The organism is Micromonospora sp. NPDC049051 (assembly GCF_043197575.1).
GTDB lineage: Bacteria > Actinomycetota > Actinomycetes > Mycobacteriales > Micromonosporaceae > Micromonospora.
In genome coordinates, this window is record NZ_JBICTL010000004.1 from 634,135 (window position 1) to 657,749 (window position 23,615).

The window sequence follows — 23,615 nt, forward strand, 5'->3', positions numbered from 1 at the left end:
GACGCTCGGAAAAACTCCGGGCGGTGAGCAAGCCCACAACCCATTTGTCCGGATTCCAGTGCCTTCCTGGTTACCCGGCGTACCACTGTCGAGAATCAATATAGTACAGTCCACGCGACATTGCTGACATTTCCGGCACCTGCCCCTCGGTGTGGCGGCCGTCGCATCGTCCGGCGTCGTGGCCGCGTCGACCTAGGGCAGTACCCGAGACCTAGCAGATTACTCTCAGTGCGGCGGGAACGGATGTGAATCTGACTTTCTCCCGTGCGCCAAGGTAGTCGCCGTCGAGCTGGAACGCCTGGGGCCGCGCCGAGAGCAGGGTGAACTCGGCGACATCGTGCAGCCGCAGCACCTGGCGGCCGTGCGGATCGGGCGTCCGCGAGAAGAACTGCGTCACTGTGCGTGTCGTACTGGCCACCCGGAGCTGACGCAGCGCCAGCACGTCCAGGCCCAGATCGAAGGACGCCTCCGGGTTCGGGTTGACCTCGCGGTCGCCCAGGTACGTCCACGGCGCGGTGTTCTGGATGATGACCGTCGCCAGTTCGCCCTCCGCCGACTCGCCCGGGCGCTCCAGCCTGATCGCGGGATGGCGCCGGTCGGAGCCGAGGAAGTACTGGGCCGCGGTGGCGCGGAAGTAGAGCGCGGGCGTCGAGACCCGACCCCGCCGGCGGGCCTGCTCCACCCGGTGGATGACGGCCGCGTCGATGCCGAAGCCCGCGCAGAAGGTGAAGTAGCGCTCGTCGGCCCGGCCCAGCCCGATCGTCCGGTACCGGCCCAGCCGCAGGCCCTCCAGGATCATGCTGGTCCCGTCCGGCCAGTCCCGGGGTAGGCCCAACGCCCGGGCGAAGACGTTGGTCGAGCCCCCCGGCACGGTCGCCAGCGCGGGCAGCCGCTCGGCCGACGTGGCGCCGTGCGGCAGGGTCGGGGGCTGCGCCGTCATCAACCCGTTGACGACCTCGTTGACCGTGCCGTCGCCACCCAGCGTGACCACGACGTCGACGCCCTCCTCGGCCGCCTCGCGCGCCAGGTCGGTCGCGTGCCCCCGTCGTCGGGTGTAGCGCACGGAGAGGTCGACTTCGCTGCGCAGCGCCCGGACCAGGACGTCCCGGCTGCGCTCGCTGGTGGTGGTGGCCTTCGGATTGACCACCAGGACGGCCCGCATGGGCGGCACTGTACCGCGCGCCACCACGGGTATCGTGGCGCGCGTGACCATGGACTCCGACCCGATCCCCGCCACCCTCCGCTGGGCGGTCCGGTTGTTACGGGCCGAGGCGGTCGCCGTGGGACTGGTCGCCGCGTGGCTGCTCTGGGCCGACCTCACCGCCACCAGCACCGACCTCACGTCGGCGTTGCTGGTGACCGCGTTCGCCGTCGGCGCGGCGGCGGCCCTCTGGGCGCTGGGCGGCGCGCTGACGCGCCGCAGGGCCGGGGCCCGGGCCCCGGCGATCGTGCTGCAGTTGATGCTGCTGCCGATCGGGTGGTTCATGCTCCAGGGTGGAATGGCGTGGCTCGGCGTACCACTGATGGCGCTCGGTCTCGGCGTGACCGCGCTGCTGGTCAGCACCCCCAGCGCCCGGGCCCTCGGCGTCGGGTGACGCCTGCCCGGCCGCGGGGGCGGGCGGTCAGTAGCCGGAGGCGCGGCGGGTGAGCAGCGAGATGGTGGCCCGCCCGTCGGCGGCCGTCGCGCCCGCCGACGTGGTCAGCGCGGTGAGCACCTTCCAGGCGAAGGACGACTCGGCGGGAAGCGTGGCACCGCGCACGGTCGGCACGGTCACCTCGACGGTCAGCGCGTCGTCGGTGACGGCGAAGCGGCAGTCGAGTTCCGCGTCGCGGGTGGCGATGGCGAGCAGCATGGCGCACGCCTCGTCGACGGCGATGCGCAGGTCCTCGATCTCGTCGAGGGCGAACTGCAGCCGCGCCGCGAGCCCGGCGGTGGCGGTACGAAGCACCCCGAGGTAGCCCCCGTCCGCGGGCACGGTGAGGTGCACGACGTCGTCGTCGGTCGTCGGCTGCCCGGTCAGTTGAGTCACCACTCATCCCCCCGGTCGGGGACTCTACCCGCTCGGTCGTCCGTACGTGTGGGGACCGCCACGTGCCCGTTCGGCCCCACGGCGACGACGGCCGGCACGCCCTCGGGACGTGCCGGCCGGATCGTCGGCGGACCGGTGACGGTCACGCCTGCTTGGTCTCCCAGAAGATCTTGGAGATCTCGTCGATCTTCTGGAGCAGCTCGTCGGCCTTGGACGGGTCCGTGCCGCCCTTCGCGCCGGCGGCGCCGGCCAGCTTGGTGGCCTCGTTGAACAGCTGGTGCAGGTTGGGGTACTTCTCGAAGTGGGCCGGCTTGAAGTAGTCGGTCCAGAGCACCCACAGGTGGTGCTTCACCAGGTCGGCGCGCTGCTCCTTGATCAGGATGGCGCGGGTGCGGAACTCGGGGTCGGTGTTGGCCTGGTACTTCTCGCAGATCGCCTTCACCGACTCGGCCTCGATCCGGGCCTGGGCCGGGTCGTAGACGCCGCAGGGCAGGTCGCAGTGGGCGCTGGCGGTCACGCGGGGCGTAAGGATGCGCGGAAGTCGCATCAGGATCCTCCATGGGAAGTTTGCGATGATCCAAGACGACATTACTCCTGGACGGGCGCCGGGGAGGGCGGGTGGAGGGGAAACCGATGGGTACCGGTCGCCCGGTGGCCGCTCCCCGGCTCCGGTGGCCGCTGACCGCCGTGCTGGTGACCGGTCCCTCCATGTCGCCCACGCTGCGCCACGGCGACGCGGTGCTGGTGCGTCCCGGCGGCGGGGCGGTGCGTCCCGGCGACGTCGTGATTGCTGTCTTCCGTAGCCGCCCCGACCTGCTCGTGGTCAAGCGCGCGGTCCGTGCCCAGGACGGCGGCTGGTGGCTGCGCGGCGACAACGACCTGGTCACCGACGATTCCCGGGCGTACGGGGTCGCCGACGTGCGGGGGCGCGTGGTGATCCGCTACTGGCCCCGCCCCGCGTGGGTGCGCCGGCGGATATGACCCCGCTCACATCGGTGTGACGGTGGCGACACTATGCTCGGGAACGTGCCCGGGTGACCCCCGCACCGCGTGCCGCCGCCGGGCGCCTCACCTCGCGTCCGCGCCGGCCGCTCCGTCTGCTCGACAGATCCTGGAGTCACCATGTCATCGTCCACTGTGGACCCCGCCGATGCCGTCTTCCGGCTGCACCGGGGCGGCAAGATGGCCGTCACCTCGACCGTTCCGCTGACCAGCCGCGAAGACCTCTCCCTCGCGTACACCCCGGGTGTGGCCCGGGTCTGCGAGGCGATCGCCGCCGACCCGTCGCTCGCCGACGACTACACCTGGGCGTCGCACACCGTCGCCGTCGTCACCGACGGCACGGCCGTACTCGGGCTGGGCAACATCGGCCCGCGCGCGGCACTGCCCGTGATGGAGGGCAAGGCGGTGCTGTTCAAGCAGTTCGCCGGCGTCGACGCGGTACCGGTCTGCCTGGACACACAGGACGTGGACGAGATCGTGGCCGTGGTGCGCGCGCTGGCCCCCTCGTTCGGCGGGATCAACCTGGAGGACATCAGCGCCCCGCGCTGCTTCGAGGTGGAGCGCCGCCTGGACGAGGCCCTGGACATCCCGGTCTTCCACGACGACCAGCACGGCACCGCGATCGTCGTGCTCGCCGCCCTGCGCAACGCCGCCACGCTGCTCGACCGCAAGCTCGGCGACCTGCGGGTGACGGTCAGCGGCGCCGGCGCGGCCGGGGTGGCGGTGACGAAGATGCTCATCGCCGGCGGCGTGAACCCCGACCAGGTGGTGGTCTGCGACTCCAAGGGGATCATCGGCCGGCACCGGTCCGAACTGACCGGCAGCAAGGCCGAGCTGGCGGCGAGCACGAACGCCGACGGTCGCGAGGGCGACGTCACCGAGGCGCTGCGCGGCGCGGACGTGCTGATCGGCGTCTCGGGCGGGCAGATCCCGGAGGCGGCGGTGGCCGGCATGGCCCCCGGCGGCATCGTCTTCGCGCTGGCCAACCCGACCCCCGAGGTGCACCCGGAGGTGGCCGCCCGGCACGTGGCGGTCGTCGCCACCGGCCGCAGCGACTACCCCAACCAGATCAACAACGTGCTGGCCTTCCCGGGCGTGTTCCGCGGCGCGCTGGACGCCCGCGCCACCCGGATCACCGAGGGGATGAAGGTCGCCGCCGCCGACGCCATCGCCGGCGTGGTGGCCGAGTCGCTCACCGCGGAGGCGATCGTCCCGTCCCCGCTCGACCCCCGGGTCGCCCCGGCGGTGGCCGAGGCGGTGGCCGAGGCCGCCCGCCGCGACGGCGTCACCCGCTGAACGTGTGACGAAGGGCTCCTTCCTGCCGCCCAGCCGGCAGGAAGGAGCCCTTCCGCACGCCGATGCCCTTCTTGTCGAGGGCTCGGCTTGTTACGGTGCCGATCATGCGTGCCGCCTTCGCCTCCCACTTCGACGACGCCAACCCGCTCGCCGCGCTCACCGTCGGCGAGCAGCCCGAGCCGACCCACCCGGCCGACGACTGGGTGACCGTGCGGGTGCGGGCCAGCTCCCTCAACCACCACGACCTGTGGTCCCTGCGGGGGGTCGGGCTGCGCGCGGAGCAGCTGCCGATGATCCTCGGCTGCGACGCCGTCGGGGTGGACCCGGACGGCAACGAGGTCGTCGTCTACCCGGTTATCCCCACCCCGGGCGACCCGCGCGGCGTCTCCATCCTCTCGGAGCACTTCCCCGGCACGCTGGCCGAGCGGGTGGCCGTACCCCGGTCGAACCTGCTGGCCCTGCCGGCGGGCCTGGCGGCGGCCGACGCGGCCTGCCTGCCGACGGCCTGGCTGACCGCGTGGCGGATGCTGACCACGGTGGGCCGGGTCGACGAGGGCGACGCCGTGCTGGTGCAGGGCGCCGGCGGGGGCGTGGCCACCGCGGCCGTCGCGCTCGCCGCCGCGATGGGCAAGCGGGTGTACGCGACCAGCCGCGACGCCGCCAAGCGGGAGCGGATCGCCGAGCTGGGCGCCACCGCCGTCGAGCCCGGTGCCCGGCTGCCGGAGCGGGTCGACGTGGTCATCGAGACGGTCGGCGCGGCCACCTTCGACCACTCGCTGAAGTCCGCCGCGCCGATGGCCCGGATCGTGGTCTCCGGCGCCACCGCCGGGCACGAGCCGAAGGTGAACCTGCGCCGGGTCTTCGCCATGCAGTTGGAGATCCTGGGCACCTCGATGGGCACCTCCGACGAGCTGGCCGCCCTGCTCGCCTTCTGCGCGGAGCGCGGCGTACGCCCGGTGGTGGACACCGTGGTCCCGTTCAGCCGGGTCGCCGACGCCTTCGCCCGCCTGCACTCCGGCGACGTCTTCGGCAAGGTCGTCGTCGACCACACCGCCTGACCCCGCCCCGGTTCTTCTCCGGGCGCGATCTTGAAGGAAGCGGGTCAGAGGCGGTTGTCGAGGGTCGCGATGTCGTCACGGGCGGCGTCCGTGGGGATGCGGCCCTTGGCGGCCTGGTCGCCGTAGAGCGACCAGCGCAGGAACTCGACCGTGGTGTCCGACACCACCCGCAGCGCCGTGCCGTCGCTGAGCAGCGCCCGGCCGTGGTCGCCCTTCGGCAGGCTCAGCATGGCCTTCGGCCACGGCACCTTGTCGTAGACCGCCTTGCCGGCGGCGTACTCGACCACCTCGTCGGCCTCGCCGTGCACGAAGAGCTGCGGGGCGGCGGCGCCCGCGAAGGCCGTACCGACGCCGAGCGCCGTGCCGGCGAAGACCACGCCGGCGTCCAGCCGCTCGTCCCGGCTGGCCGTGAAGAGGCCGATCGTGGTCACCCCGCCGGCCGAGTGCCCGGCCGCCGCCACCCGGTCGGTGGCGAGCCGGCCGCGCAGCGCGTCGCCGTCCCTGCCGTCGAGGGCGAGCACCTGGGTCAGGACGTACGACACGTCGGCCGGCTGGTTGAGCACGTCCAGCACGTTGCCGTCGCCGCCCCGGGCCGTGTGCGGGAAGGTCGGCGCGGCCACCACGAACCCGGCCGCCGTCCAGCGGGTGAGCAGCGTCTCGTAGTCGGCCGGCCGGCTGTTCAACCCGTGGCTGAACATGACGACGGGAAACTTCCCCTCGGCGGCGTCCGCCGACCGCTCCGGCTGACCGCCGGGCTTCCCCGCCGCCGGGTACCAGATGGTCACCGGCAGCGGTCGCTTCCCGTCGCGGTTCAGCTTCAACTGGCGTACGCCGACGGCGAAGGCCTTGCCGGGCGCGGTGCCGGCGGGTACCTGCGGGGTGGGGGTGACCGCCTGCGCGGGTGGCGCCGGAGCCGTCACCTGCGGAGCCGCCGCCTGCGGGGCCGGCCCGGCGTCGTCGGAGCAACCGACCAGCCCGGCGGCGAGCAGTACGGAGGCGAGCAGGGCGGGGGCGACACGACGCGGCATGGCAACGATTGTGCCTCGCGGGCGTGCCCCGGCCCGCGCAGACCGCCGCAGTACGCCCTCACACCCTGCCTGCCTCCGCCCCGCCCGCTGCCCTCCGCTGCCACTCGCTGCTTGCGCCCACGCCCGCTGCTTGCGCCCACGCCCCCCACGCCCGCTGCCTGCCCCTGCGGCTGGGCCGAGGAGGCACGCAACCGCTGGTGAGAGGGCTGGCCGCTGCGGTACCGGGGCTGCTGGCCGCGCCTGGGCCGGTGGCAGCACCTGGGCCGCTGGATGCGCCCCGGCCGGTGGATGCGCCCCGATGATCAGGACGCCATGGACGTTACCGGGCCGTTTTAGGGTCCATGGCGTCCTGATCGCTGCTGGTTGGCGCACCAGCTTGCTCTCCGTATGAGCAGTTCCCGTCGGCTTGGGCGGGAGGCGGTTCGCTGACGGCCCGCACGAGTGGCGCACCGGCGACTCCGTCGCTCGGAGGCCGGCGGAGCGTCAACCGGTCCCGAAGTGCCGCTCGGCGGCACCGGCGGCGCGGAGGCGGCTGAGGTCGGCGGCGTCCTTCGCCCGCCGGGGTCGCCCCGGCATCCAGACGGGGAACATCTCCTTGAACTCGATCTGGGCGGCCACCGAGATCATCGGGACGGTCAGCGGGCCGATCCGACCGGGCGGACCGGCCAGCATCCCGTCCGGCAGCGTCGTGCCCGCCCACGGCCCGGCACCCACCACCACCTGCCCCGTCGCGTCCCGCGCCAGGTACGCGACGCTCATCTCGACATCGGCGCGGAGAAGATCGAGCTGCACGTCGACGGGCATCCGGGGGTCGATCCGCCAGCCGCGTCCGGTCATCAGGCCGGCCAGTCGATCGGCGTCGGCGCGCCAGCAGTACCAGTCGACGTCCACGTGCGGCCGCGTCACCTCGCCGAGGTGGAAGTCCATCGCCCAGCCGCCCCGCAGCCACACCTCAATGCCCGCCGCCGACGCCGTCGCGGTCAACTCGCCGATGCCGTCCAACTGCCGCCCCGCGAGACCATCCACCACGGCAACCTAGCTCTGCCGCCCTGTGCACACCACGCCGTTACCCGCGCCAGGGACCACTTCCGGCCCCGTGTGGGGACGACTTTCGACTCCGTGCCTGGGGCGCCCCTGGCCCTGTGCCGGAACAACCTCCGGCCCCGTGCCAGGGACAATCCCCGGACTTCGTGCCAGGGACAAGCCCCGGCCCCTCCGCGCCAGCGGCACATCCTGGTCCGGGCTCGCGCCGGCCAACTCCGAGCGCCGGCCAACTCCGAGAGGCGGCCAACTCCGAGAGGCGGCCAACTACGTCGGCATCTGACTCGACGCGCCCTGCGGCACCGGACCCCGGCGTCTAGCAACGGTGCCCGGCGCGACCCAGGTTCGTGTGCAGCACCACCCCGGTGGCGTTGAGTCGGGCTCCGAGCGGTGCCCGGCCTGCCGAGCGGCGCCGGCCTGCTTCGAGCGGCGCCTGTGCCGGGTCGCGACTCCCTTTGGCTTCGGACATCCGGGCGGGCGGGTCAGCGGGCGGGGCGGGTCTCGTAGAGCGTCACGCCGGGGCGGCGGGCGACGGCGGGCAGGCGGCGGCCGGCCGCCTCGTCGCCGTACAGGGTCCAGCGGAGGAAGTCGGTGGTGGTGGCCAGGACCTGGTCGAAGCCGGGCCGCCCCGGGTTCAGGTACTCGCCGTGGCCCTGCCCGAGCAGGCTCAGGAAGGCGGTGGGGCCGGTCGTGCGCTGGTACGCGGCGCGGCCGACCGTCGCCGGCACGATCCGGTCGGCAGTACCGTGCACGAAGAGCAGCGGGGCCGCCGGCCCGGCGAAGCTGCCGGCCATCCCGCCGCCGGCGATCACGATGCCCGCGCGCAGCCGCCCCGAGCGCCCGGAGGTGAACATGCCGGCCGTGGTGAAGCCGCCCGCCGAGTGGCCGGCGGCGGCGATCCGGGCGACGTCGAGGTGCCCGGCGAACGGGTCCCCGGCCCGGGTGTCGAGCCGCACCAGGTGCCGGATCAGCCGCCAACCGTCGGCGGGCTGGTGGCGTACGTCGGCACGGCTGAACCGGGCCGTGCCGCGCCGGGTGTGCGGGTAGGCGGGGGCGGCCACCACGAACCCGGCGGCGGCCCAGCGGGAGGTCAGCCCCGCGTGCAGCTCGGGCAGGCTGTGCAGCCCGTGGCTGTAGACCACCACGGGGAAGCGTCCGACGGCCACCGTGCCGTGGTCCGCCGGGTACCAGACGGTCACGGGCAGGGGGCGCGCGGAGGCCGGGTCGACGGTGAACGTGCGTACGCCGACCGCGTAGGCCGCCACGGGCGCCGGACGGGCCGGCGGCACCGCGCCGGGCGCGGCGGTGGCGGCCGGGGCGCAACCGGCCAGCAGCGTCGTCATCAGTGCGGCGACCAGCCGCCTTGTCCCCACGGATTCACGGTAGGTGCCCAGCGGCCCGCAGTGGTCCCGCCGTCCGGACCGGACGCCCTCACCACCCGGCCGGATCGTCTCCACCGGCCGGCTCGACCTGAGGCCGGGGAGCGTGCGGGGGACGGCGGCGCGGAACCGGCGTCGCTATGGTCAGCGGCATGGTGGAGAAGCACACAGACCCGAGCGGCAACACCGAGGCGTTCCGCGCGTTCGCCGACACCGCCGATCCGGAGCCGCCGGCCGGCGCCTCCCGGACGCCGCTGATCGTCGGCGCGGTGGTCGTCGTGGTCGTGCTGGTCGCCCTGCTCGCCTGGCTCGCGCTGGGCTGAACGGCGTGGAGCCGTCTGGCGGCCCGAAGCCGGGCGCGGGGGAGCCGTCGCCGGCACGCCCGGAGCCGGCGGTGGGCGCGGGGGGCCGCGACCGGCGCGGCGATCAGACCGACGCCGGCCCGCCGGGAAGCCCGGAGCAGGCGGTGGGCCCGGGGCGTGTTCCCGGCCGGTGGCGTCGGCTGCGCTCCCGGCTGCGCGGCGTCCACCGGCGCAGCGCCGTCATCGGTCTGGTGCTGCTGCTCGCGGGCCTGACGAACGCGGTGGCCACCGGGGCGTACAAGTGGCACCTGCACGCCAAGGCGGAGCGGCTGCGCGCGGACGGCGTCCCGGTGCGGGCCACCGTGACCGACCGGCGCGACAACGTGGGGCGCGGCGGCGGCACCGACACCGTCCGGGTCTGGTACGAGTACGGCGGCGTCCAGCACGACAAGCGCATCCTCTGCGGCTCGGCCGGCGGCTGCGCCGAGGAACCCCCGGCGGAGATGACACTCTGGGTCGATCCGGAGCGGCCGGCGGAGTTCGTGGCCGCCAACGGCAACACCGACGACTCGGTCTTCTTCCTCAACTCCTGGGGCGGCATCCCGTTCGGGCTGCTGGGGGCGGCGTTGGGCGGGGGATTCCTCTTCGCGGCCCTCGTTCCGACGGGGATGTTCGACCGGCCCGCCCCCGCACCGCCCCGGCGGGGCCGGGGACACGACCGCGTCCGGCGCACCCGGGCCGCCCGGCGACGAGGAAAGGCCCGCCGCTGAGGCCGACGGTGACGGCGCGAATCCCGACCACGGCTCGCGAATTCGCCCGCCGCGAAGGCGGTCAGCACGGTCAGGCGGTGGCCTCGACCACCGCGCGGGTCTGGAGGGCGATCTCCCGCTCCTCGTCGGTGCCGATGACGCAGACGGTCACCTCGGCGCCCTCCGGCGAGATGACCCGGTCGCCGGTGCCGGCGTTGCGTTCGGGGTCCACCGCGATGCCGAGGCGTTCCAGGCCGGCCAGGGCGGCGGCGCGGACCTGGGCGGCGTGCTCGCCGACGCCGGCCGTGAAGGTGACCGCGTCCACCCGGCCGAGCAGCGCGTAGTAGGCCCCGACGTAACCGGTGATCCGCCGGCAGTAGACGTCGAAGGCGAGGGCCGCCGCCGGATCGCCGTCCGCCCGGCGCGCGAGCACCTCGCGCATGTCGTTGGCGCCGGTGAGCCCGAGCAGGCCGCTGCGGTGGTTGAGCAGGTCGTCGATCTCGTCGACCGAGAGCCCGCCCTCCCGGCGCAGGTGGAAGATCACCGTCGGGTCGAGGTCGCCGCTGCGGGTGCCCATCACCAGGCCCTCCAGCGGCGACATGCCCATCGAGGTGGCCACGCTCCGGCCGCCGGCCACCGCGCAGGCGCTCGCGCCGTTGCCGAGGTGCAGGGTGATGCTGTTGACCTCCGCGTACGGGCGGCCGAGCAGTTCGGCGGTGCGCCGCGACACGTACGCGTGCGAGGTGCCGTGGAACCCGTAGCGGCGGATGCCGTACCGCTCGGCGGTGTCCCGCTCGATCGCGTAGGTGGCGGCGGCCTCGGGCAGGGTGTGGTGGAACGCGGTGTCGAAGACGGCGACCTGCGGCACCTCCGGCAGCGCCGCCCGCGTGGCCTCGATGCCGGTCAGGTTGGCGGGGTTGTGCAGCGGCGCCAGCGGGATCAGGTCGCGGATCGCGGTCAGCACCGCGTCGTCGATCAGCACGGGCTCGCCGAACCGCTTCCCGCCGTGCACGACCCGGTGCCCGACGGCGGTCAGGCCGGTCACGTCCAGCCCGTCGAGGATGTCCCGGACGGCCGTCTCGTGGTCGGCCGGCCCGCCGCCGGCCTCGCCGACCCGCTCGACGGTGCCCTTGTCGACCACCCGGTCACCGTCGAAGAGCCGGAACTTCACCGACGACGACCCGCAGTTGAGCACGAGCACCCGGGAGGGGGACGGATCCGGCGTGGTCATGACGACTCCTCGGCGGCCGCGGCCTGGATGGCGGTGATCGCCACGGTGTTGACGATGTCCGGCACGGTGGCGCCCCGGGACAGGTCGTTGACCGGCCGGCGCAGGCCCTGCATCACCGGCCCGACGGCCACCGCCCCGGCGGAGCGCTGCACCGCCTTGTACGTGTTGTTGCCCGTGTTCAGGTCCGGGAAGATGAAGACCGTGGCCCGGCCGGCGACCTCGCTGCCGGGCAGCTTCGTCGCCGCCACCGCCGGGTCGATCGCCGCGTCGTACTGGATGGGCCCCTCGACGAGCAGGTCCGGGCGGCGCTCGCGGACCAGCTCGGTCGCCGCCGCGACCTTCTCCACGTCGGCGCCCGCCCCCGAACTGCCGGTGGAGTAGGAGAGCATCGCGAGCCGGGGCTCGATGCCGAACCGGGCGGCGGTGTCCGCCGAGGAGATGGCGATGTCGGCGAGCTGGGCGGCGTCCGGGTCGGGGTTGACCGCGCAGTCGCCGTAGACGAGCACCCGGTCGGCGAGCAGCATGAAGAAGACGCTGGAGGCCACCGAGACGCCCGGCACGTTCCGGATGATCTCGAACGCGGGGCGGATGGTGGCGGCGGTGGTGTGGGTCGCGCCGGAGACCATCCCGTCGGCGTACCCGGAGTGCACCATCAGCGTGCCGAAGTAGTTGGGCTGGGCGACGATGTCGTGGGCCAGGTCGACGGTGACGCCCCGGTGGGCGCGCAGCTCGGCGTACGTGGTGGCGAACTCGTCGCGCCACTCGCTGGTGACGGGGTCGACCACCTGCGCGCCGGTGATGTCGATGCCCAGCTCGCGGGTGCGCCGGGCGATGTCGTCGGGGCGGCCGAGCAGGGTGATGTCGGCGACGCCCCGGCGCAGCAGGATCTCCGTGGCCCGCAGGATCCGTTCCTCCGCCCCCTCGGGCAGCACGAGGTGCCGGCGCCGGGCCCGGGCGCGGTCGATCAGGTCGTACTCGAACATGAGCGGGGTGACCCGCTCGGAGCGGCTGACCCGCAGCCGGCGGGCCAGGTCGTCGGTGTCCACGCAGCGCTCGAACGCGCCGAGCGCGGCCTCCACCTTGCGCGGGTTGGTCGCGCTGGGCCGCCCCTCGATCCGGCTGGACGCGGCGACGGTGTCGTAGCTGTCGCTGGGCACGGAGAGCACCGCGAGCCCGGTGTTGAGCCCTTCGACGAGTCGCATCGCGCGCGGGTCGGGCCGCTCGCCGAGGGTCAGCACCAGCCCGGCGACCGAGACCTGCCCGGCCACGTGCGCCGCGCTCGCCGCCACCAGCAGGTCGGCCCGGTCGCCCGGGGTGATCACCAGCGCGCCCTCGGTGAGGTGGTCCAGCAGCGTCGGCACGTGCGCGGCCCCGACCACGTAGTCGAGCACGTCGCGGCTGAGCGCGTCGTCGTCCCCGGCGAGCAGGGTGGCGCCGAGCGCCGCCGCCACCTCGGCCACCGTCGGCGCCGACACGGTCGGCACCTCCGGGATGGCGTACGTGGGGACGGGCAGCTCGGGCATCGTCATCGGGCCGGGGACCCGGTTGGCGATGACGGCCAGCACCGTCGCCCCGAGGTCCTCCAGATCGTGGTACGCCCCGCGCGCCGCCGCCGCGATCGCCGCCGGATCCTGCTCGAAGCCGTCGACGACGGGCACCACGACGCTGCCGAACTCGGTGGCCAGCCGGGCGTTGAAGGCCAGCTCGCGGGGGCCGGCCCCGTCGCCGCCGTCGGCGAAGTCGCTGCCGACCACGACCACGGCGGGGCAGCGCCGCTCGACCGCCCGGTAGCGCTCGACGATGCGGCTGACCAGTTCCTCCCGCCGCCCGTCGGCGACCAGCGCGGTCGCCTCGGCGTAGCTGGTGCCGCTCAGGTCGACCAGCGGCGGCTCGATGCGGTAGCGGTCACTGAGCAGGGCGAGGATCGGGTCGGGGCCGTTCCCGCGCACCAGCGGCCGGAACGCGCCGATCCGCTCGACCTGCCGGGACAGCAACTCGGCCAGGCCGAGGGCGACGGTCGACTTTCCCCCGCCCGAACCCACGCTGGTCAGGTACACGCTCCGGGCCACGCCCTCACGCTACAAGATCGTGGAGGTGCCCGCCGCGATCCATATCGTGAGCAGGGGGGATGCTCGTCTCACTCCGCGGGCGGACTGACCGCTCCGACCGGCGACGTTCCTAGACTCGCTACCCGTGCCCGACCGTTCCGCCGCAGCTCAGGCGGCCATCGACAGCCCGACCGTCGTCCAGGAGACGAATGTAGGGCCAGCCGTCGTGCCGGCCGGTACCCACGCGCCGACGGTCGTCCACGCGCCGGTCGACGCGCCGACAGTGGTCCACCCGACGGCCGACGCCCCGACGGCGCCGCTGCCGGCGGTGGACGCCCCGACAGTGGTCCGCCCGACGGCACCGCTGCCGGCGGTGGACGCGCCCACGGTGGTCCGCCCGGCGGTCCACGCGCCGGGGGCACCGCTGTCGATGGTGGGCACTCCGACGGTCCGGGCTGCGGCGGACGCCCGACCGGGGGCGGATGCCCCGACCGCCGTCCACGCCGCCGTGCCCTCGCCCGCGCCGGTCTTCGTCGACCCGAGCGGGCGACGCCGGCAGCGCCTGCGCTGGCTCGCGTACGCCCTGGGGCTGGCCGGCGTGGCGTACACCGCCCTGGTCGGGATGAGCTTCGTCGGGGGACCGGTGAGCCCGGAGAACGTCCTGCCCTTCGTCGAGTCCACCCGAGGCCCCTGGACCCCGCCGCCGGCGCCCGCCGCCCCGGAGCCGGCCGTCGGACGGTCCGCGCCGGTCGTGCCCGGCGACAGGTCGACCTCGGGCACCCCGGCGGCGCCCCGGTCGTCCTCGCGTCCGGCGCAGACGCCCGCCGGCACGCCATCCGCCCCCGGCCGCACCACCCCGCCCCCGGTCTCACGGTCACCCGCGACCACCACCCCACCCGCCCCGCCGGCAGCCGAGCCGCCGCCGGAGGAACCGTCCCCGGTGATCGAGCCGCCGCCCGCTCCCGGGGAAGCGGACGGCGATGGCTGACCGCGCGCGTCCGCGCGGGTCCGGGACGGCCGTCCGCCGCCACCGCCGGGCCCGGCGGGTCGCGCCGCCGCCCAGCTGGACCGTGCTCGGCATGCTGCTCGTCGTCCTGGCCGGTGTGCTCCTCGTCGACGCGTACGCGAACGCCGCCTTCGTGCCCGAGCGCCGGCCGGCCGGCACCGGCCAGGACCGGGTGCCCGACGAGGTGGTGCAGGGCGGGCCGATCATCAGCGCCGGTGACGAGCGGACCCGTTCCTACCGGCTGCCGCCTCGCACCGTCTCGCTGACCTTCGACGACGGCCCGGACCCGTACTGGACCCGGGAGGTGCTCCGGGTGCTGGACGCCCACCAGGTCAGGGCCACCTTCTTCGTGCTGGGGGCGCAGGTCGCCCGGCATCCCGAGCTGGTCCGGGAGATGTCGGCGGCCGGGCACGAGATCGGGGTGCACACCTTCACCCATCCCGACCTGAGCACCATGCCGGGCTGGCGGCGCCGCATGGAGTACGCCCAGACCCAGCTCGCGGTCGCCGGCGCGGCGGGGATCCGGAGTTCGCTGGTGCGGTTCCCGTACTCCTCGCACGCCCACGCGCTCGACGACCGGGACTGGCCGCTGGTCACCGAGGCCGGCGACCTGGGCTACCTGACGGTGCTCAACGACACCGACAGTCGGGACTGGGCGCTGCCGGGCGTCGAGCGGATCGTCGAGAACGCCACGCCGTCCGGGTACGCGGGCGCGATCACGCTGTGGCACGACGCCGGCGGCGACCGCGCGCAGACCGTCGAGGCGCTGGACCGGTTCATCCCGTTGATGAAGGCGCGCGGGTACGAGTTCACCACCGTCACCGGCGGGCTGAACCAGGCGTTGGCCGGCGCGGGGGTGCAGCACGAGGTGATCGGCAACCCGGCCGCCTCCGTCGGGGACCGGTGGCGGGGGCGGATGCTGGGCTGGGCGGTGCGGGGCGCGGACCGGACGATGAGCGGCTTCGGGCTGCTCTTCGTCGTCGTCGGGGTGCTCACGGTCGGGCGTACCGCACTGCTCTTCCTGCTCGCCGGGCGGCACGCCCGGCGGCGGCGTGCCCGGGACTGGACCTGGGGGCCGCCGGTCACCGAGCCGGTGTCGGTGATCGTCCCGGCGTACAACGAGAAGGAGGGGATCGCGGCGGCGGTCCGCTCGCTGGCCACCGGCGACCATCCCGGGGGGATCGAGGTGGTCGTCGTCGACGACGGCTCCACCGACGGCACCGCCGACATCGCCGAGGGGCTCGGCCTGCCGAACGTCCGGGTGGTCCGCAGGCCCAACGGCGGCAAGCCGAGCGCCTTGAACACCGGCGTCGCGCTGGCCCGGCACGACCTGATCGTGATGGTCGACGGCGACACCATCCTCGAACGGGACTCCGTCCGGCGGCTGGTGCAGCCGTTCGCCGACCCGCAGGTCGGCGCGGTGGCCGGCAACGTCAAGGTGGGCAACCGGGACAGCCTGATCGCCAAGTGGCAGCACATCGAGTACGTGATCGGCTTCAACCTCGACCGCCGCCTCTACGAGTCGATGCGCTGCATGTCGACGGTGCCGGGGGCGATCGGCGGCTTCCGGCGGGAGGCGCTGGTGTACGCCGGCGGGATGACCGACGACACCCTGGCCGAGGACACCGACATCACCATGGCGCTGGGCCGGGCCGGCTGGAAGGTGGTGTACGAGGAGACGGCGCGCGCCTGGACCGAGGCCCCGGCGACGATGGGGCAGCTGTGGAAGCAGCGCTACCGGTGGAGCTACGGCACCATGCAGGCGATGTGGAAGCACCGGCGGTCCCTGCTCGACCGGGGCGCGTCCGGCCGGTTCACCCGCCGCTGCCTGGCCTTCCTCAGCCTGTTCGGGGTGCTGCTGCCCCTGCTGGCGCCGGTGATCGACCTGATGGCCCTGTACGGGTTGTTCTTCCTGGACAGCACCGCCACGGCGGTGGCCTGGCTGGCCATGCTCGGGTTGCAGGCACTGACCGCCGTGGTGGCGTTCCGGCTGGACCGGGAGAAGCTGGGCGTGCTGTGGGTGCTGCCGCTCCAGCAGTTCGTCTACCGGCAACTGATGTACCTGGTGATGCTTCAGTCGGTGGTCACCGCGTTGACCGGCGGCCGGCTGGGCTGGCAGAAGCTGCGGCGGACCGGCCTGGCACCGGCGGAACGCGGCGGCGCGGCTGACCAACCCGCTGCCCTGACCAACCCGCTGCCCTGACCGGCCGGCTGCCCTGACCGGCCCGGGGCCGGCTGAGCGGTTGACCTGCCCGGGTCGGCCGGGTGGGGTCAACCGGCGCGCCGGGCCAGGCCGAGGGCGTACTCGGGCCACCAGACGCCGCTGTCCGGCTCCCCGGGGCGGCAGGCGCCGTCGGACTCGCCCGGGTACTTGACCCAGAGCAGCGCGTCCACCCGTGGCAGGCCCGGGTCGGCCGTCGGCTCCTCACCGAGCGCCCGCCCCGGCGGATTGCACCAGCTGGGCGCGCCGCCCACCGTGGTGCCCGCGTGGGGGCCGTTGCCGCTGCGGCTGGTGTCGACGACGAACCGGGTGCCGCCGCCGAGGGCGTCGGAGACGCGGTGGCCGTAGCGGACGTTCTGCGCGGTGTCGACGAAGTTGGCCACGTTGAGCGCGAAGCCGTCGGCCTCGCCGATCCCCGCCCGGTCGAGCGCCGCCGCGAGCGCGGCCACATCGGAGACCCAGCCGGGGTGCCCCGCGTCGACGTAGACCCGGGCGCTGCCGGTGCTGCCGAGCACCGTGACGGCGTCCCGCAGCAGCGTGAGCCGCCCGTCGGGGTCGCGGACGCAGCCCTGCACGGCGTCCGGCACCGCCCCGGGTTCGAGGACCACGGTGACCGGCCGGCCTCCGACGCCCGCCGCGAGGTCGCGGATCCAGCGCTGGTACTCCGCCGGACCGCCGGCCCCGCCGGTGCCCTGCCGACCGCAGTCCCGGTCGGGGATGTTGTGCACGACCAGCAGCGGCGTCTGGCCGGCGAGCGCCGCCCGCCCCAGGAACGCGTCCACCTCGTCGCGGACCGCCGGCCCGCCGGTCAGCCACTTCGCGCTGGGCCGCGTGCCGATCCGGCGCAGCGCCGCCGCGTCGGCGGTCCGGCCCAGCGCCTCCCACCGGTCCGCCTCCGCCGCCGCCGGGTTGCCCGGGTCGACGTAGAAGACCGGAGGCAGGTCCACCGCCGGGGACCCCGTTGCGCTCCCCGGCGCCGGCACGGGGCGTGGGGGTTCCGCGCCGCAGCCCGCGAGCAGCAGCGCCACCGCGGCACCCGCCGCCAGGGCCGACCGGCGTACGGGTGTGCGGCGGGAGCGGTTCGGTGGGGGCACCGGGGGCGTCCGTTCCTCCGGGGTGATCCGGCTCAGTCCTCGTCCTCGTCGTCGAGGCGGGCGAGCCAGGTGGCGAAGCGCTCGATCGGGGTCTCGAACTCGGGGTTGAGGTCCACGAAGTCGCGCAGGCGCTCACCGAGCCACTCCATGCTGACCTGCTCCTCGCCCCGACGCTCGACCAGTTCCTCGATACCGCGGTCGGTGAAGTACATCCTGTCCGTTCCCTCTTCGTCGCTGTGCTGTGCGGGCCGTGGTGCCGCCGGACCTGCCGGCGGCGGGAGCCGGGACGGCGACCGGGGCAGAGCCGTCAGGGTCGACGGGCTCTGCCCCGGTGCGCTCGGCGGTGCGTCAGGTCACGGGCGGGGCAGGGCCGCCTCGATCAGCGCGGTGTGCTCGACCTCGTGCATCTTGGCGGAGCCGACGGCGGGGGCTGCCGCAGCCGGGCGGGAGATCCGGCGCAGCCGTACCTCCGACAGGTGCTCCAGCAGGTTGAGCGCGACGAACGACCAGGCACCCTGGTTGGCCGGCTCCTCCTGCACCCAGGCGAAGTCCTCGGCGTTCGGGTACGCCGCCAGGGCGGCCCGGATCTCCTCGACCGGCATCGGGTAGAGCTGCTCGATCCGGATGATCGCGGTGTCGGTGACGCCGCGCTCCTGCCGGGCCTGGAACAGGTCGTAGTAGACCTTGCCCGAGCAGAGCAGCACCCGCTTCACCTGCTCCGGCGCCGGGGAGCCCGAGTCGGGCAGGACCGGCTGGAAGGTGCCGGTGGTGAAGTCCTCCACCAGGGAGACGCAGAGCTTGTGCCGCAGCAGCGACTTCGGCGTGAACACCACCAGCGGCTTGCGCTTCGGCGACAGCGCCTGGCGGCGCAGCAGGTGGAAGTAGTTCGCCGGGGTCGTCGGGATGGACACCCGCATGTTGTCCTCGGCGCACATCTGCAGGAACCGCTCCGGGCGGCCGGAGGTGTGGTCCGGGCCCTGGCCCTCGTGGCCGTGCGGCAGCAGCAGCGTGACGGCGGAACGCTGGCCCCACTTCACCTCACCGGAGGAGATGAACTCGTCGATCACCGACTGGGCGCCGTTGACGAAGTCGCCGAACTGCGCCTCCCAGCAGACCAGCGCGTCGAGGTTCTCCACCGAGTAGCCGTACTCGAAGCCCATCGCCGCGTACTCGCTGAGCAGGGAGTCGTGCACGAAGAACCGCGACCGCTCGCCGTCGGCGGTCAGCGACTGCAACGGCAGGTAGTCGTTGCCGGTCTGCGCGTCGACCACGGAGGCGTGCCGCTGCACGAAGGTGCCCCGGCGGGAGTCCTGCCCGGCGAGCCGGACGGTGACCCCGTCGTGCAGCAGCGAGCCGAACGCGATGATCTCGCCGAAGCCCCAGTCGATGTTGCCCTCGACGGACATCTTGGCCCGCCGGTCGAGCAGCTGCTGGATCCGCTTGTGCGGGGTGAAGCCCTCCGGCAGGTTGACGTGCGCGTCGCCGATGGCCCTGACGACGGCGGCGTCCGTGGCGGTCTGCACCTGCGGCTCCGGCTCGTCCTCCCGCTTGGGGCGGCTGAGCTGCCGCGGGGTGGTGGCCGCGTCACGGGTGGCCTTGAAGACCCGTTCGAGCTGCGCCTGGTAGTCGCGCAGCAGCTCCTCCGCGTCCTCCACGGTGATGTCGCCGCGCCCGATCAGCTCCTCGGTGTAGAGCTTCCGGACGGACCGCTTCGAGTCGATGATCTTGTACATCTGCGGGTTGGACATCGACGGGTCGTCGCCCTCGTTGTGCCCGCGCCGCCGGTAGCAGACCATGTCGATGACGACGTCCTTGTTGAACTCCTGCCGGTACTCGAAGGCCAGCCGGGCGACCCGGACCACGGCCTCGGGGTCGTCACCGTTGACGTGGAAGATCGGCGCCTGGATCATCCGGGCGACGTCGGTGCTGTAGAGGCTGGAGCGGCTGTACTCCGGGGCGGTGGTGAAGCCGACCTGGTTGTTGACCACCACGTGGACGGTGCCGCCGGTGCGGTAGCCGCTGAGCTGCGAGAGGTTGAGGGTCTCGGCGACCACGCCCTGGCCCGCGAAGGCGGCGTCACCGTGCACCGCCAGCGGCAGCACGGTGTAGCCCTCCAGCTTGAGGTCTATGCGGTCCTGCTTGGCCCGGACGATGCCCTCCAGCACCGGGTCGACGGCCTCCAGGTGCGACGGGTTCGCGACCACCGAGACCTTGACCGAGTGGTCGCCGTCGGGCGTGGTGAACTTGCCGTTCTGGCCCAGGTGGTACTTCACGTCGCCGGAACCCTGGGTGGAGCGCGGGTCGAGGTGCCCCTCGAACTCCGAGAAGATCTTCTCGTACGGCTTGCCGACGATGTTGGCCAGCACGTTGAGCCGACCCCGGTGGGCCATGCCGATGACGACCTCGTCCAGGCCGCCCTCGGCGGAGGCCTCCAGCACCTCGCCGAGCAGTGGGATCAGCGACTCGCCGCCCTCCAGCGAGAAGCGCTTCTGCCCGACGTACTTGGTCTGGAGGAAGGTCTCGAACGCCTCGGCGGCGTTGAGCCGGTTGAGCACGTGCTTCTGCTCGTCGGCCGACGGCTTCTCGTACTTGCGCTCGATCCGCTCCTGGATCCAGCGCCGCTCCTCCGGGTCCTGGATGTGCATGTACTCGATGCCGACGCGCCGGCAGTACGAGTCGCGCAGCACACCGAGGACGGCGCGCAGCTTCATGCGCTGCTTGCCGGCGAAGCCGTTGACCGGGAACTCGCGGTCGAGGTCCCAGAGCGTCAGCCCGTGCTGGAGCACGTCCAGGTCGGGGTGCTTACGGATCTTGAACTCGAGCGGGTCGGTGTCGGCCATCAGGTGCCCGCGCACGCGGTACGCGTGGATCAGCTCGTGCACCCGGGCGGTCTTGTTGATCTGGCCCTCGCTGTTGACCGCGACGTCGCGCATCCAGCGCACCGGCTCGTAGGGGATGCGCAGCGAGGTGAAGATCTGGTCGTAGAAGCCGTGCTCGCCGAGCAGCAGCTCGTGCATGACCTTCAGGAACTCGCCGGACTGGGCGCCCTGGATGATCCGGTGGTCGTACGTGCTGGTGAGGGTGATGACCTTGCTGACGGCCAGGTCGGCCAGGGTGGCCTCGGACATGCCCTGGTAGGGGGCCGGGTACTCCATCGCGCCGACACCGATGATGGCGCTCTGCCCCTGCATGAGCCGCGGCATCGAGTGCACGGTGCCGATGCCGCCGGGGTTGGTCAGCGAGATCGTGGTGCCGGAGTAGTCGTCCATGGTCAGCTCGTTGCGGCGGGCGCGCCGGACCACGTCCTCGTACGCCTGCCAGAACTGCCGGAAGTCCATCTGCTCGCAGGCCTTGATGGAGGGGACCACCAGGTTGCGGCTGCCGTCCGGCTTGGAAAGGTCGATCGCGATGCCCAGGTTGACGTGCTCGGGCCGGACCATCACCGGCTTGCCGTCGGTCTCGGCGAAGGAGTTGTTCATCTCCGGGTGGGCGACCAGGGCGCGGACCATCGCGTAGCCGATGAGGTGGGTGAAGCTGACCTTGCCACCGCGCCCACGGGCGAGGTGGTTGTTGATCACGATGCGGTTGTCGACCAGCAGCTTGGCCGGGACGGCGCGCACGCTGGTGGCGGTCGGCACGGCCAGCGAGGCGTCCATGTTCTGGACGATCTTCGCCGCCACGCCACGCAGCGGGGTGGTCTGCGGGCCGGTGGCGGTCGGCTTGGTCCCCGCCGGCTTGGCGGGGGCCGCCTTCGCGGGCGCCGGCTTGGCCGGGGCGGCCTTGGCCGCGGGCTTCTCCTGCGTGGGCTCCGGCTTCTTCTCGGCCGGCTTCTTCTCCGCCGGCTGCGCGACCGTGGTGGCCGCCTCCTGCTGGCCGGCGGGCTCCGGCTTGGCGGCCGGCTTCGGGGCCTGCTCAGCTCCACGCGGCTTTCCGGCGCCGGGCGCCGGGCGGTAGTCCGCGAAGAAGTCGTGCCAGGCCGAATCGACGCTGGTGGGGTCGGCGAGGTAACGCTGGTACATCTCCTCGACGATCCATTCGTTCGGACCGAAACCCGCCAGCGGGTTCTCCTGCGAAGTCTGCTGGGTCGACACGGCCGGTAATCGCCTCTTTCACGCGGGTTTTGTGTGGCACGCGGTGTCCGTAACGCCCTACCTGCGAGCGCGCACGAGACGGCTCCCAGGCTACGCCGTACGGATGCCGCAGGCATTTCCGCCTCCGACGCGTGGTCGGTTTCACAGAAGATGCCAGAAGTTCACCATACGCTGCGTGTTTGGTCGGCTGCTGGTATGGCCCCGCATGTGGGCGACGGCCGCCGCGACGGCAGCGGGGGTGGTGCGCCGCACCACCCCCGCCGTCGTCGTCGTCCGTACCCGTCAGGAGATGTCGCGCCGCCGGGTGATCAGGACACCGGCGACCCCGCTCACCACGGCGTAGCCGATCAGCACGAGTGCGCCGACCCACCACGCGGGGGTGAAGTCCGTCTCGCCCTCGCTGACCATCACCGTCGAGGCGACGGCCGGCCAGATCACCTGCCACTTGATGACGGCCTCGCTGTTCAGCAGGTTCGACAGCAGCACGAAGAGCAGCCCCACGACCTGCGTGCCGACCAGGTACAGCACCGCGGCGGTGATCACCGCGCCGAGCTGGTTGGTGATCAGCGTGCCGATGCCGATGCCGAGGACCGTCCAGATCGCGTACGCCAGCAGGTTGAGCAGCAGCGCGCGCTGCACGGCCCACTCGCCGAGCAGGGTGCCGTGGCCGTTGGCCGAGAGGAACAGTGCCCCGGCCACCAGGTCGATCAGCGTGGTCACCAGCCAGAAGGCGAAGCCGAGCAGGCTGGCCGCGACCAGCTTGCTGATGATCACCGACGTACGCCGTGGCGTGGCCAGGAACGTCGTGGTCGCCGTCTGGTGGAAGAACTCGTTGGTGACCATCAGGATGCCGATCAGCATCACGAACATCAGGCCCAGGTACTGCCCGGAGGTGTAGAGGTTCGCGGCCTGCGCCGCCGCGGAGGCCTGGTCGCCCGTGACGCCCAGTTCCTCGGCGTTGCCGCTCAACGTCTCGTTGGCGACCCAGGCGTTGAACGCGAAGGCCAGCGCGATCGACAGGAACGCGGCGATCGCCAGCCACCACCACGCGCTGGTGGTACGGATCTTGAGAAGCTCGGACCGGACGAGGTTCATCGGATGCCCGCCTTTCCGGCCGTCAGCTCCAGGAAGACCCGTTCGAGGTCGGGTCGTTCCGTGGTCAGTTCGTGCAGTTCGACGCCCGCCGTCAGGGCGGCCCGCCCCACGGTCGGGGCGTCCACCCCGCCCACCAGCAGGACGCCGTGCTCGTCGACGTCGACGGTGGCCGGTCCGTCCTTGAGGGCGGCGGTCAGCGCGTCGGCCTGCGGGGTGCGTACCCGCACCCGGACGCCCTGCGCCATCGAGCCGATCACCTGCTCGACCGTGCCCTGCCGGACCAGCTGCCCCGCCGCGATGATCACCACGTCGTCGGCGAGCAGCTGCATCTCCGACAGCAGGTGGCTGGAGACCAGCACGGTGCGGCCCTCGTGCGCGAGGCTCTTGAGGAACCCGCGCATCCACCGGATGCCCTCCGGGTCGAGCCCGTTGGCGGGCTCGTCGAGGACCAGCACGCGCGGGTCGCCCAGCATGGCGGCGGCGATGCCGAGCCGCTGCTTCATGCCGAGCGAGTAGCCCTTGAACTTGCGCTTCGCCGCCGGGGTGAGCCCGACCTGCGCCAGCACCTCGTCGGCCCGGCTCTTCGGCAGCCCGGCCGCCGCCGCGATCACCCGCAGGTGGTTGATGCCGGTACGACCCTTGTGCGCGCTGGACGCCTCCAGCACGGCACCGACGTGCCGCAGCGGGTCGGTCAGGTCGGCGTACCGCCGCCCGCCGATGAACGCCTCGCCGCTGGTCGGGGTGACCAGGTTCAGCAGCATCCGCAGCGTGGTGGTCTTGCCGGCACCGTTGGGGCCGAGGAAGCCGGTCACCCGCCCCGGTTCGACGGTGAACGACAGGTTGTTGACGGCCCGGACGTTCTTGTACTGCTTCGTCAGGCCGGACACCACGATCTGACCGTCACCGGTGGGGCTTCTCTGCCCGTCAGTCATTGCTCTCCTTCG

21 protein-coding genes are annotated in these 23,615 nt (G+C 73.3%); 8 read left to right on the top strand and 13 right to left on the bottom strand.

The features are described from left to right. Positions 1-211: 211 nt before the first annotated feature. Positions 212-1,162: a diacylglycerol/lipid kinase family protein gene (locus tag ACGFIR_RS19750; RefSeq protein ID WP_392998841.1), complete on the bottom strand. Its 951-nt coding sequence runs from the start codon at positions 1,160-1,162 to the stop codon at positions 212-214. A 49-nt stretch (positions 1,163-1,211) separates the two neighbouring features. On the opposite strand from ACGFIR_RS19750, the gene ACGFIR_RS19755 reads away from it, so the two are divergent. Next, positions 1,212-1,595 (top strand): hypothetical protein, encoded by a 384-nt coding sequence (locus ACGFIR_RS19755; RefSeq protein WP_393146612.1) that lies wholly within the window; start codon positions 1,212-1,214, stop codon positions 1,593-1,595. Between the two features lie 27 nt (positions 1,596-1,622). Here ACGFIR_RS19755 and ACGFIR_RS19760 read toward each other — a convergent pair whose 3' ends face one another. Together ACGFIR_RS19760 and sodN are read right to left on the bottom strand one after the other, a co-directional pair. Beyond that, the gene (locus ACGFIR_RS19760) at positions 1,623-2,030 is read right to left on the bottom strand and encodes an ATP-binding protein (protein ID WP_392998843.1); all 408 of its coding nucleotides are present in this window, start codon (positions 2,028-2,030) and stop codon (positions 1,623-1,625) included. Between the two features lie 142 nt (positions 2,031-2,172). After that, positions 2,173-2,577 (bottom strand): superoxide dismutase, Ni, encoded by a 405-nt coding sequence (gene sodN / locus ACGFIR_RS19765; protein WP_357563499.1) that lies wholly within the window; start codon positions 2,575-2,577, stop codon positions 2,173-2,175. An 86-nt stretch (positions 2,578-2,663) separates the two neighbouring features. Here sodN and ACGFIR_RS19770 point away from each other — a divergent pair, with 86 nt between their 5' ends. From ACGFIR_RS19770 to ACGFIR_RS19780, 3 genes are all read left to right on the top strand, one after another. Continuing rightward, positions 2,664-3,011: a S24 family peptidase gene (locus ACGFIR_RS19770; RefSeq protein WP_393146341.1), complete on the top strand. Its 348-nt coding sequence runs from the start codon at positions 2,664-2,666 to the stop codon at positions 3,009-3,011. Positions 3,012-3,152: 141 nt separating this feature from the next. Continuing rightward, the gene (locus ACGFIR_RS19775; RefSeq protein WP_392998847.1) at positions 3,153-4,328 is read left to right on the top strand and encodes an NADP-dependent malic enzyme; all 1,176 of its coding nucleotides are present in this window, start codon (positions 3,153-3,155) and stop codon (positions 4,326-4,328) included. Between the two features lie 95 nt (positions 4,329-4,423). After that, a complete protein-coding gene (locus ACGFIR_RS19780; protein ID WP_392998849.1) occupies positions 4,424-5,386 on the top strand; it encodes a zinc-binding dehydrogenase in 963 nt (320 codons plus the stop codon). A 44-nt stretch (positions 5,387-5,430) separates the two neighbouring features. Here ACGFIR_RS19780 and ACGFIR_RS19785 read toward each other — a convergent pair whose 3' ends face one another. From ACGFIR_RS19785 to ACGFIR_RS19795, 3 genes are all read right to left on the bottom strand, one after another. Next, positions 5,431-6,414, bottom strand: a complete 984-nt coding sequence (locus ACGFIR_RS19785) for an alpha/beta hydrolase family protein (RefSeq protein WP_393146343.1) — start codon at positions 6,412-6,414, stop codon at positions 5,431-5,433. A 483-nt stretch (positions 6,415-6,897) separates the two neighbouring features. Next, on the bottom strand, positions 6,898-7,440 hold the full coding sequence (locus ACGFIR_RS19790) for a nucleotidyltransferase domain-containing protein (RefSeq protein WP_393146345.1): 543 nt from the start codon (positions 7,438-7,440) through the stop codon (positions 6,898-6,900). Between the two features lie 497 nt (positions 7,441-7,937). Continuing rightward, entirely contained in the window at positions 7,938-8,828 is an 891-nt protein-coding gene (locus tag ACGFIR_RS19795; protein WP_393146347.1) for an alpha/beta hydrolase family protein, read from the bottom strand. Positions 8,829-8,986: 158 nt separating this feature from the next. On the opposite strand from ACGFIR_RS19795, the gene ACGFIR_RS19800 reads away from it, so the two are divergent. Next, positions 8,987-9,157 (top strand): hypothetical protein, encoded by a 171-nt coding sequence (locus tag ACGFIR_RS19800; protein ID WP_392998857.1) that lies wholly within the window; start codon positions 8,987-8,989, stop codon positions 9,155-9,157. Between the two features lie 5 nt (positions 9,158-9,162). Further along, on the top strand, positions 9,163-9,906 hold the full coding sequence (locus ACGFIR_RS19805) for a DUF3592 domain-containing protein (RefSeq protein ID WP_393146349.1): 744 nt from the start codon (positions 9,163-9,165) through the stop codon (positions 9,904-9,906). 70 nt (positions 9,907-9,976) lie between these two features. Here ACGFIR_RS19805 and ACGFIR_RS19810 read toward each other — a convergent pair whose 3' ends face one another. Then, the gene (locus tag ACGFIR_RS19810) at positions 9,977-11,116 is read right to left on the bottom strand and encodes an acetate/propionate family kinase (RefSeq protein WP_393146351.1); all 1,140 of its coding nucleotides are present in this window, start codon (positions 11,114-11,116) and stop codon (positions 9,977-9,979) included. Then, a complete protein-coding gene (gene pta, locus ACGFIR_RS19815) occupies positions 11,113-13,185 on the bottom strand; it encodes a phosphate acetyltransferase (RefSeq protein WP_393146353.1) in 2,073 nt (690 codons plus the stop codon). The genes ACGFIR_RS19810 and pta overlap by 4 nt, the downstream gene beginning before the upstream one ends. A 124-nt stretch (positions 13,186-13,309) precedes the next feature. Here pta and ACGFIR_RS19820 point away from each other — a divergent pair, with 124 nt between their 5' ends. Both ACGFIR_RS19820 and ACGFIR_RS19825 read left to right on the top strand, forming a co-directional pair. Continuing rightward, entirely contained in the window at positions 13,310-14,152 is an 843-nt protein-coding gene (locus ACGFIR_RS19820) for a hypothetical protein (protein ID WP_393146355.1), read from the top strand. Further along, positions 14,145-16,373 (top strand): bifunctional polysaccharide deacetylase/glycosyltransferase family 2 protein, encoded by a 2,229-nt coding sequence (locus tag ACGFIR_RS19825; protein WP_393146357.1) that lies wholly within the window; start codon positions 14,145-14,147, stop codon positions 16,371-16,373. Before ACGFIR_RS19820 ends, ACGFIR_RS19825 begins: the two co-directional genes overlap by 8 nt. Positions 16,374-16,441: 68 nt before the next feature. Here the strand turns inward: ACGFIR_RS19825 and ACGFIR_RS19830 are convergent, their stop codons facing one another. The 5 genes from ACGFIR_RS19830 to ACGFIR_RS19850 form a co-directional block, all read right to left on the bottom strand. Continuing rightward, positions 16,442-17,338, bottom strand: a complete 897-nt coding sequence (locus ACGFIR_RS19830) for a glycoside hydrolase family 6 protein (protein WP_393146359.1) — start codon at positions 17,336-17,338, stop codon at positions 16,442-16,444. A gap of 179 nt (positions 17,339-17,517) precedes the next feature. Further along, positions 17,518-17,697 (bottom strand): DUF6104 family protein, encoded by a 180-nt coding sequence (locus tag ACGFIR_RS19835; RefSeq protein ID WP_392998871.1) that lies wholly within the window; start codon positions 17,695-17,697, stop codon positions 17,518-17,520. A 141-nt stretch (positions 17,698-17,838) separates the two neighbouring features. Continuing rightward, positions 17,839-21,576: a multifunctional oxoglutarate decarboxylase/oxoglutarate dehydrogenase thiamine pyrophosphate-binding subunit/dihydrolipoyllysine-residue succinyltransferase subunit gene (locus tag ACGFIR_RS19840; RefSeq protein WP_393146361.1), complete on the bottom strand. Its 3,738-nt coding sequence runs from the start codon at positions 21,574-21,576 to the stop codon at positions 17,839-17,841. A 282-nt stretch (positions 21,577-21,858) separates the two neighbouring features. Beyond that, positions 21,859-22,671 carry an ABC transporter permease gene (locus tag ACGFIR_RS19845; RefSeq protein WP_392998875.1) on the bottom strand — a complete coding sequence of 271 codons (813 nt, stop codon included), beginning with the start codon at positions 22,669-22,671 and terminating at the stop codon, positions 21,859-21,861. Continuing rightward, on the bottom strand, positions 22,668-23,603 hold the full coding sequence (locus tag ACGFIR_RS19850; RefSeq protein ID WP_393146363.1) for an ABC transporter ATP-binding protein: 936 nt from the start codon (positions 23,601-23,603) through the stop codon (positions 22,668-22,670). Before ACGFIR_RS19850 ends, ACGFIR_RS19845 begins: the two co-directional genes overlap by 4 nt. Between the last annotated feature and the right edge of the window lie 12 nt (positions 23,604-23,615).

Coding starts and splice junctions, on each gene's coding strand:
- ACGFIR_RS19845 (WP_392998875.1), bottom strand. CDS start 22,671: ATGAACCTCGTCCGGTCCGAGCTTCTCAAGATCCGTACCACCAGCGCG.
- ACGFIR_RS19755 (WP_393146612.1), top strand. CDS start 1,212: ATGGACTCCGACCCGATCCCCGCCACCCTCCGCTGGGCGGTCCGGTTG.
- ACGFIR_RS19825 (WP_393146357.1), top strand. CDS start 14,145: ATGGCTGACCGCGCGCGTCCGCGCGGGTCCGGGACGGCCGTCCGCCGC.
- ACGFIR_RS19800 (WP_392998857.1), top strand. CDS start 8,987: ATGGTGGAGAAGCACACAGACCCGAGCGGCAACACCGAGGCGTTCCGC.
- sodN (WP_357563499.1), bottom strand. CDS start 2,577: ATGCGACTTCCGCGCATCCTTACGCCCCGCGTGACCGCCAGCGCCCAC.
- ACGFIR_RS19775 (WP_392998847.1), top strand. CDS start 3,153: ATGTCATCGTCCACTGTGGACCCCGCCGATGCCGTCTTCCGGCTGCAC.
- ACGFIR_RS19850 (WP_393146363.1), bottom strand. CDS start 23,603: ATGACTGACGGGCAGAGAAGCCCCACCGGTGACGGTCAGATCGTGGTG.
- ACGFIR_RS19835 (WP_392998871.1), bottom strand. CDS start 17,697: ATGTACTTCACCGACCGCGGTATCGAGGAACTGGTCGAGCGTCGGGGC.
- ACGFIR_RS19785 (WP_393146343.1), bottom strand. CDS start 6,414: ATGCCGCGTCGTGTCGCCCCCGCCCTGCTCGCCTCCGTACTGCTCGCC.
- ACGFIR_RS19770 (WP_393146341.1), top strand. CDS start 2,664: ATGGGTACCGGTCGCCCGGTGGCCGCTCCCCGGCTCCGGTGGCCGCTG.
- ACGFIR_RS19750 (WP_392998841.1), bottom strand. CDS start 1,162: ATGCGGGCCGTCCTGGTGGTCAATCCGAAGGCCACCACCACCAGCGAG.
- ACGFIR_RS19810 (WP_393146351.1), bottom strand. CDS start 11,116: ATGACCACGCCGGATCCGTCCCCCTCCCGGGTGCTCGTGCTCAACTGC.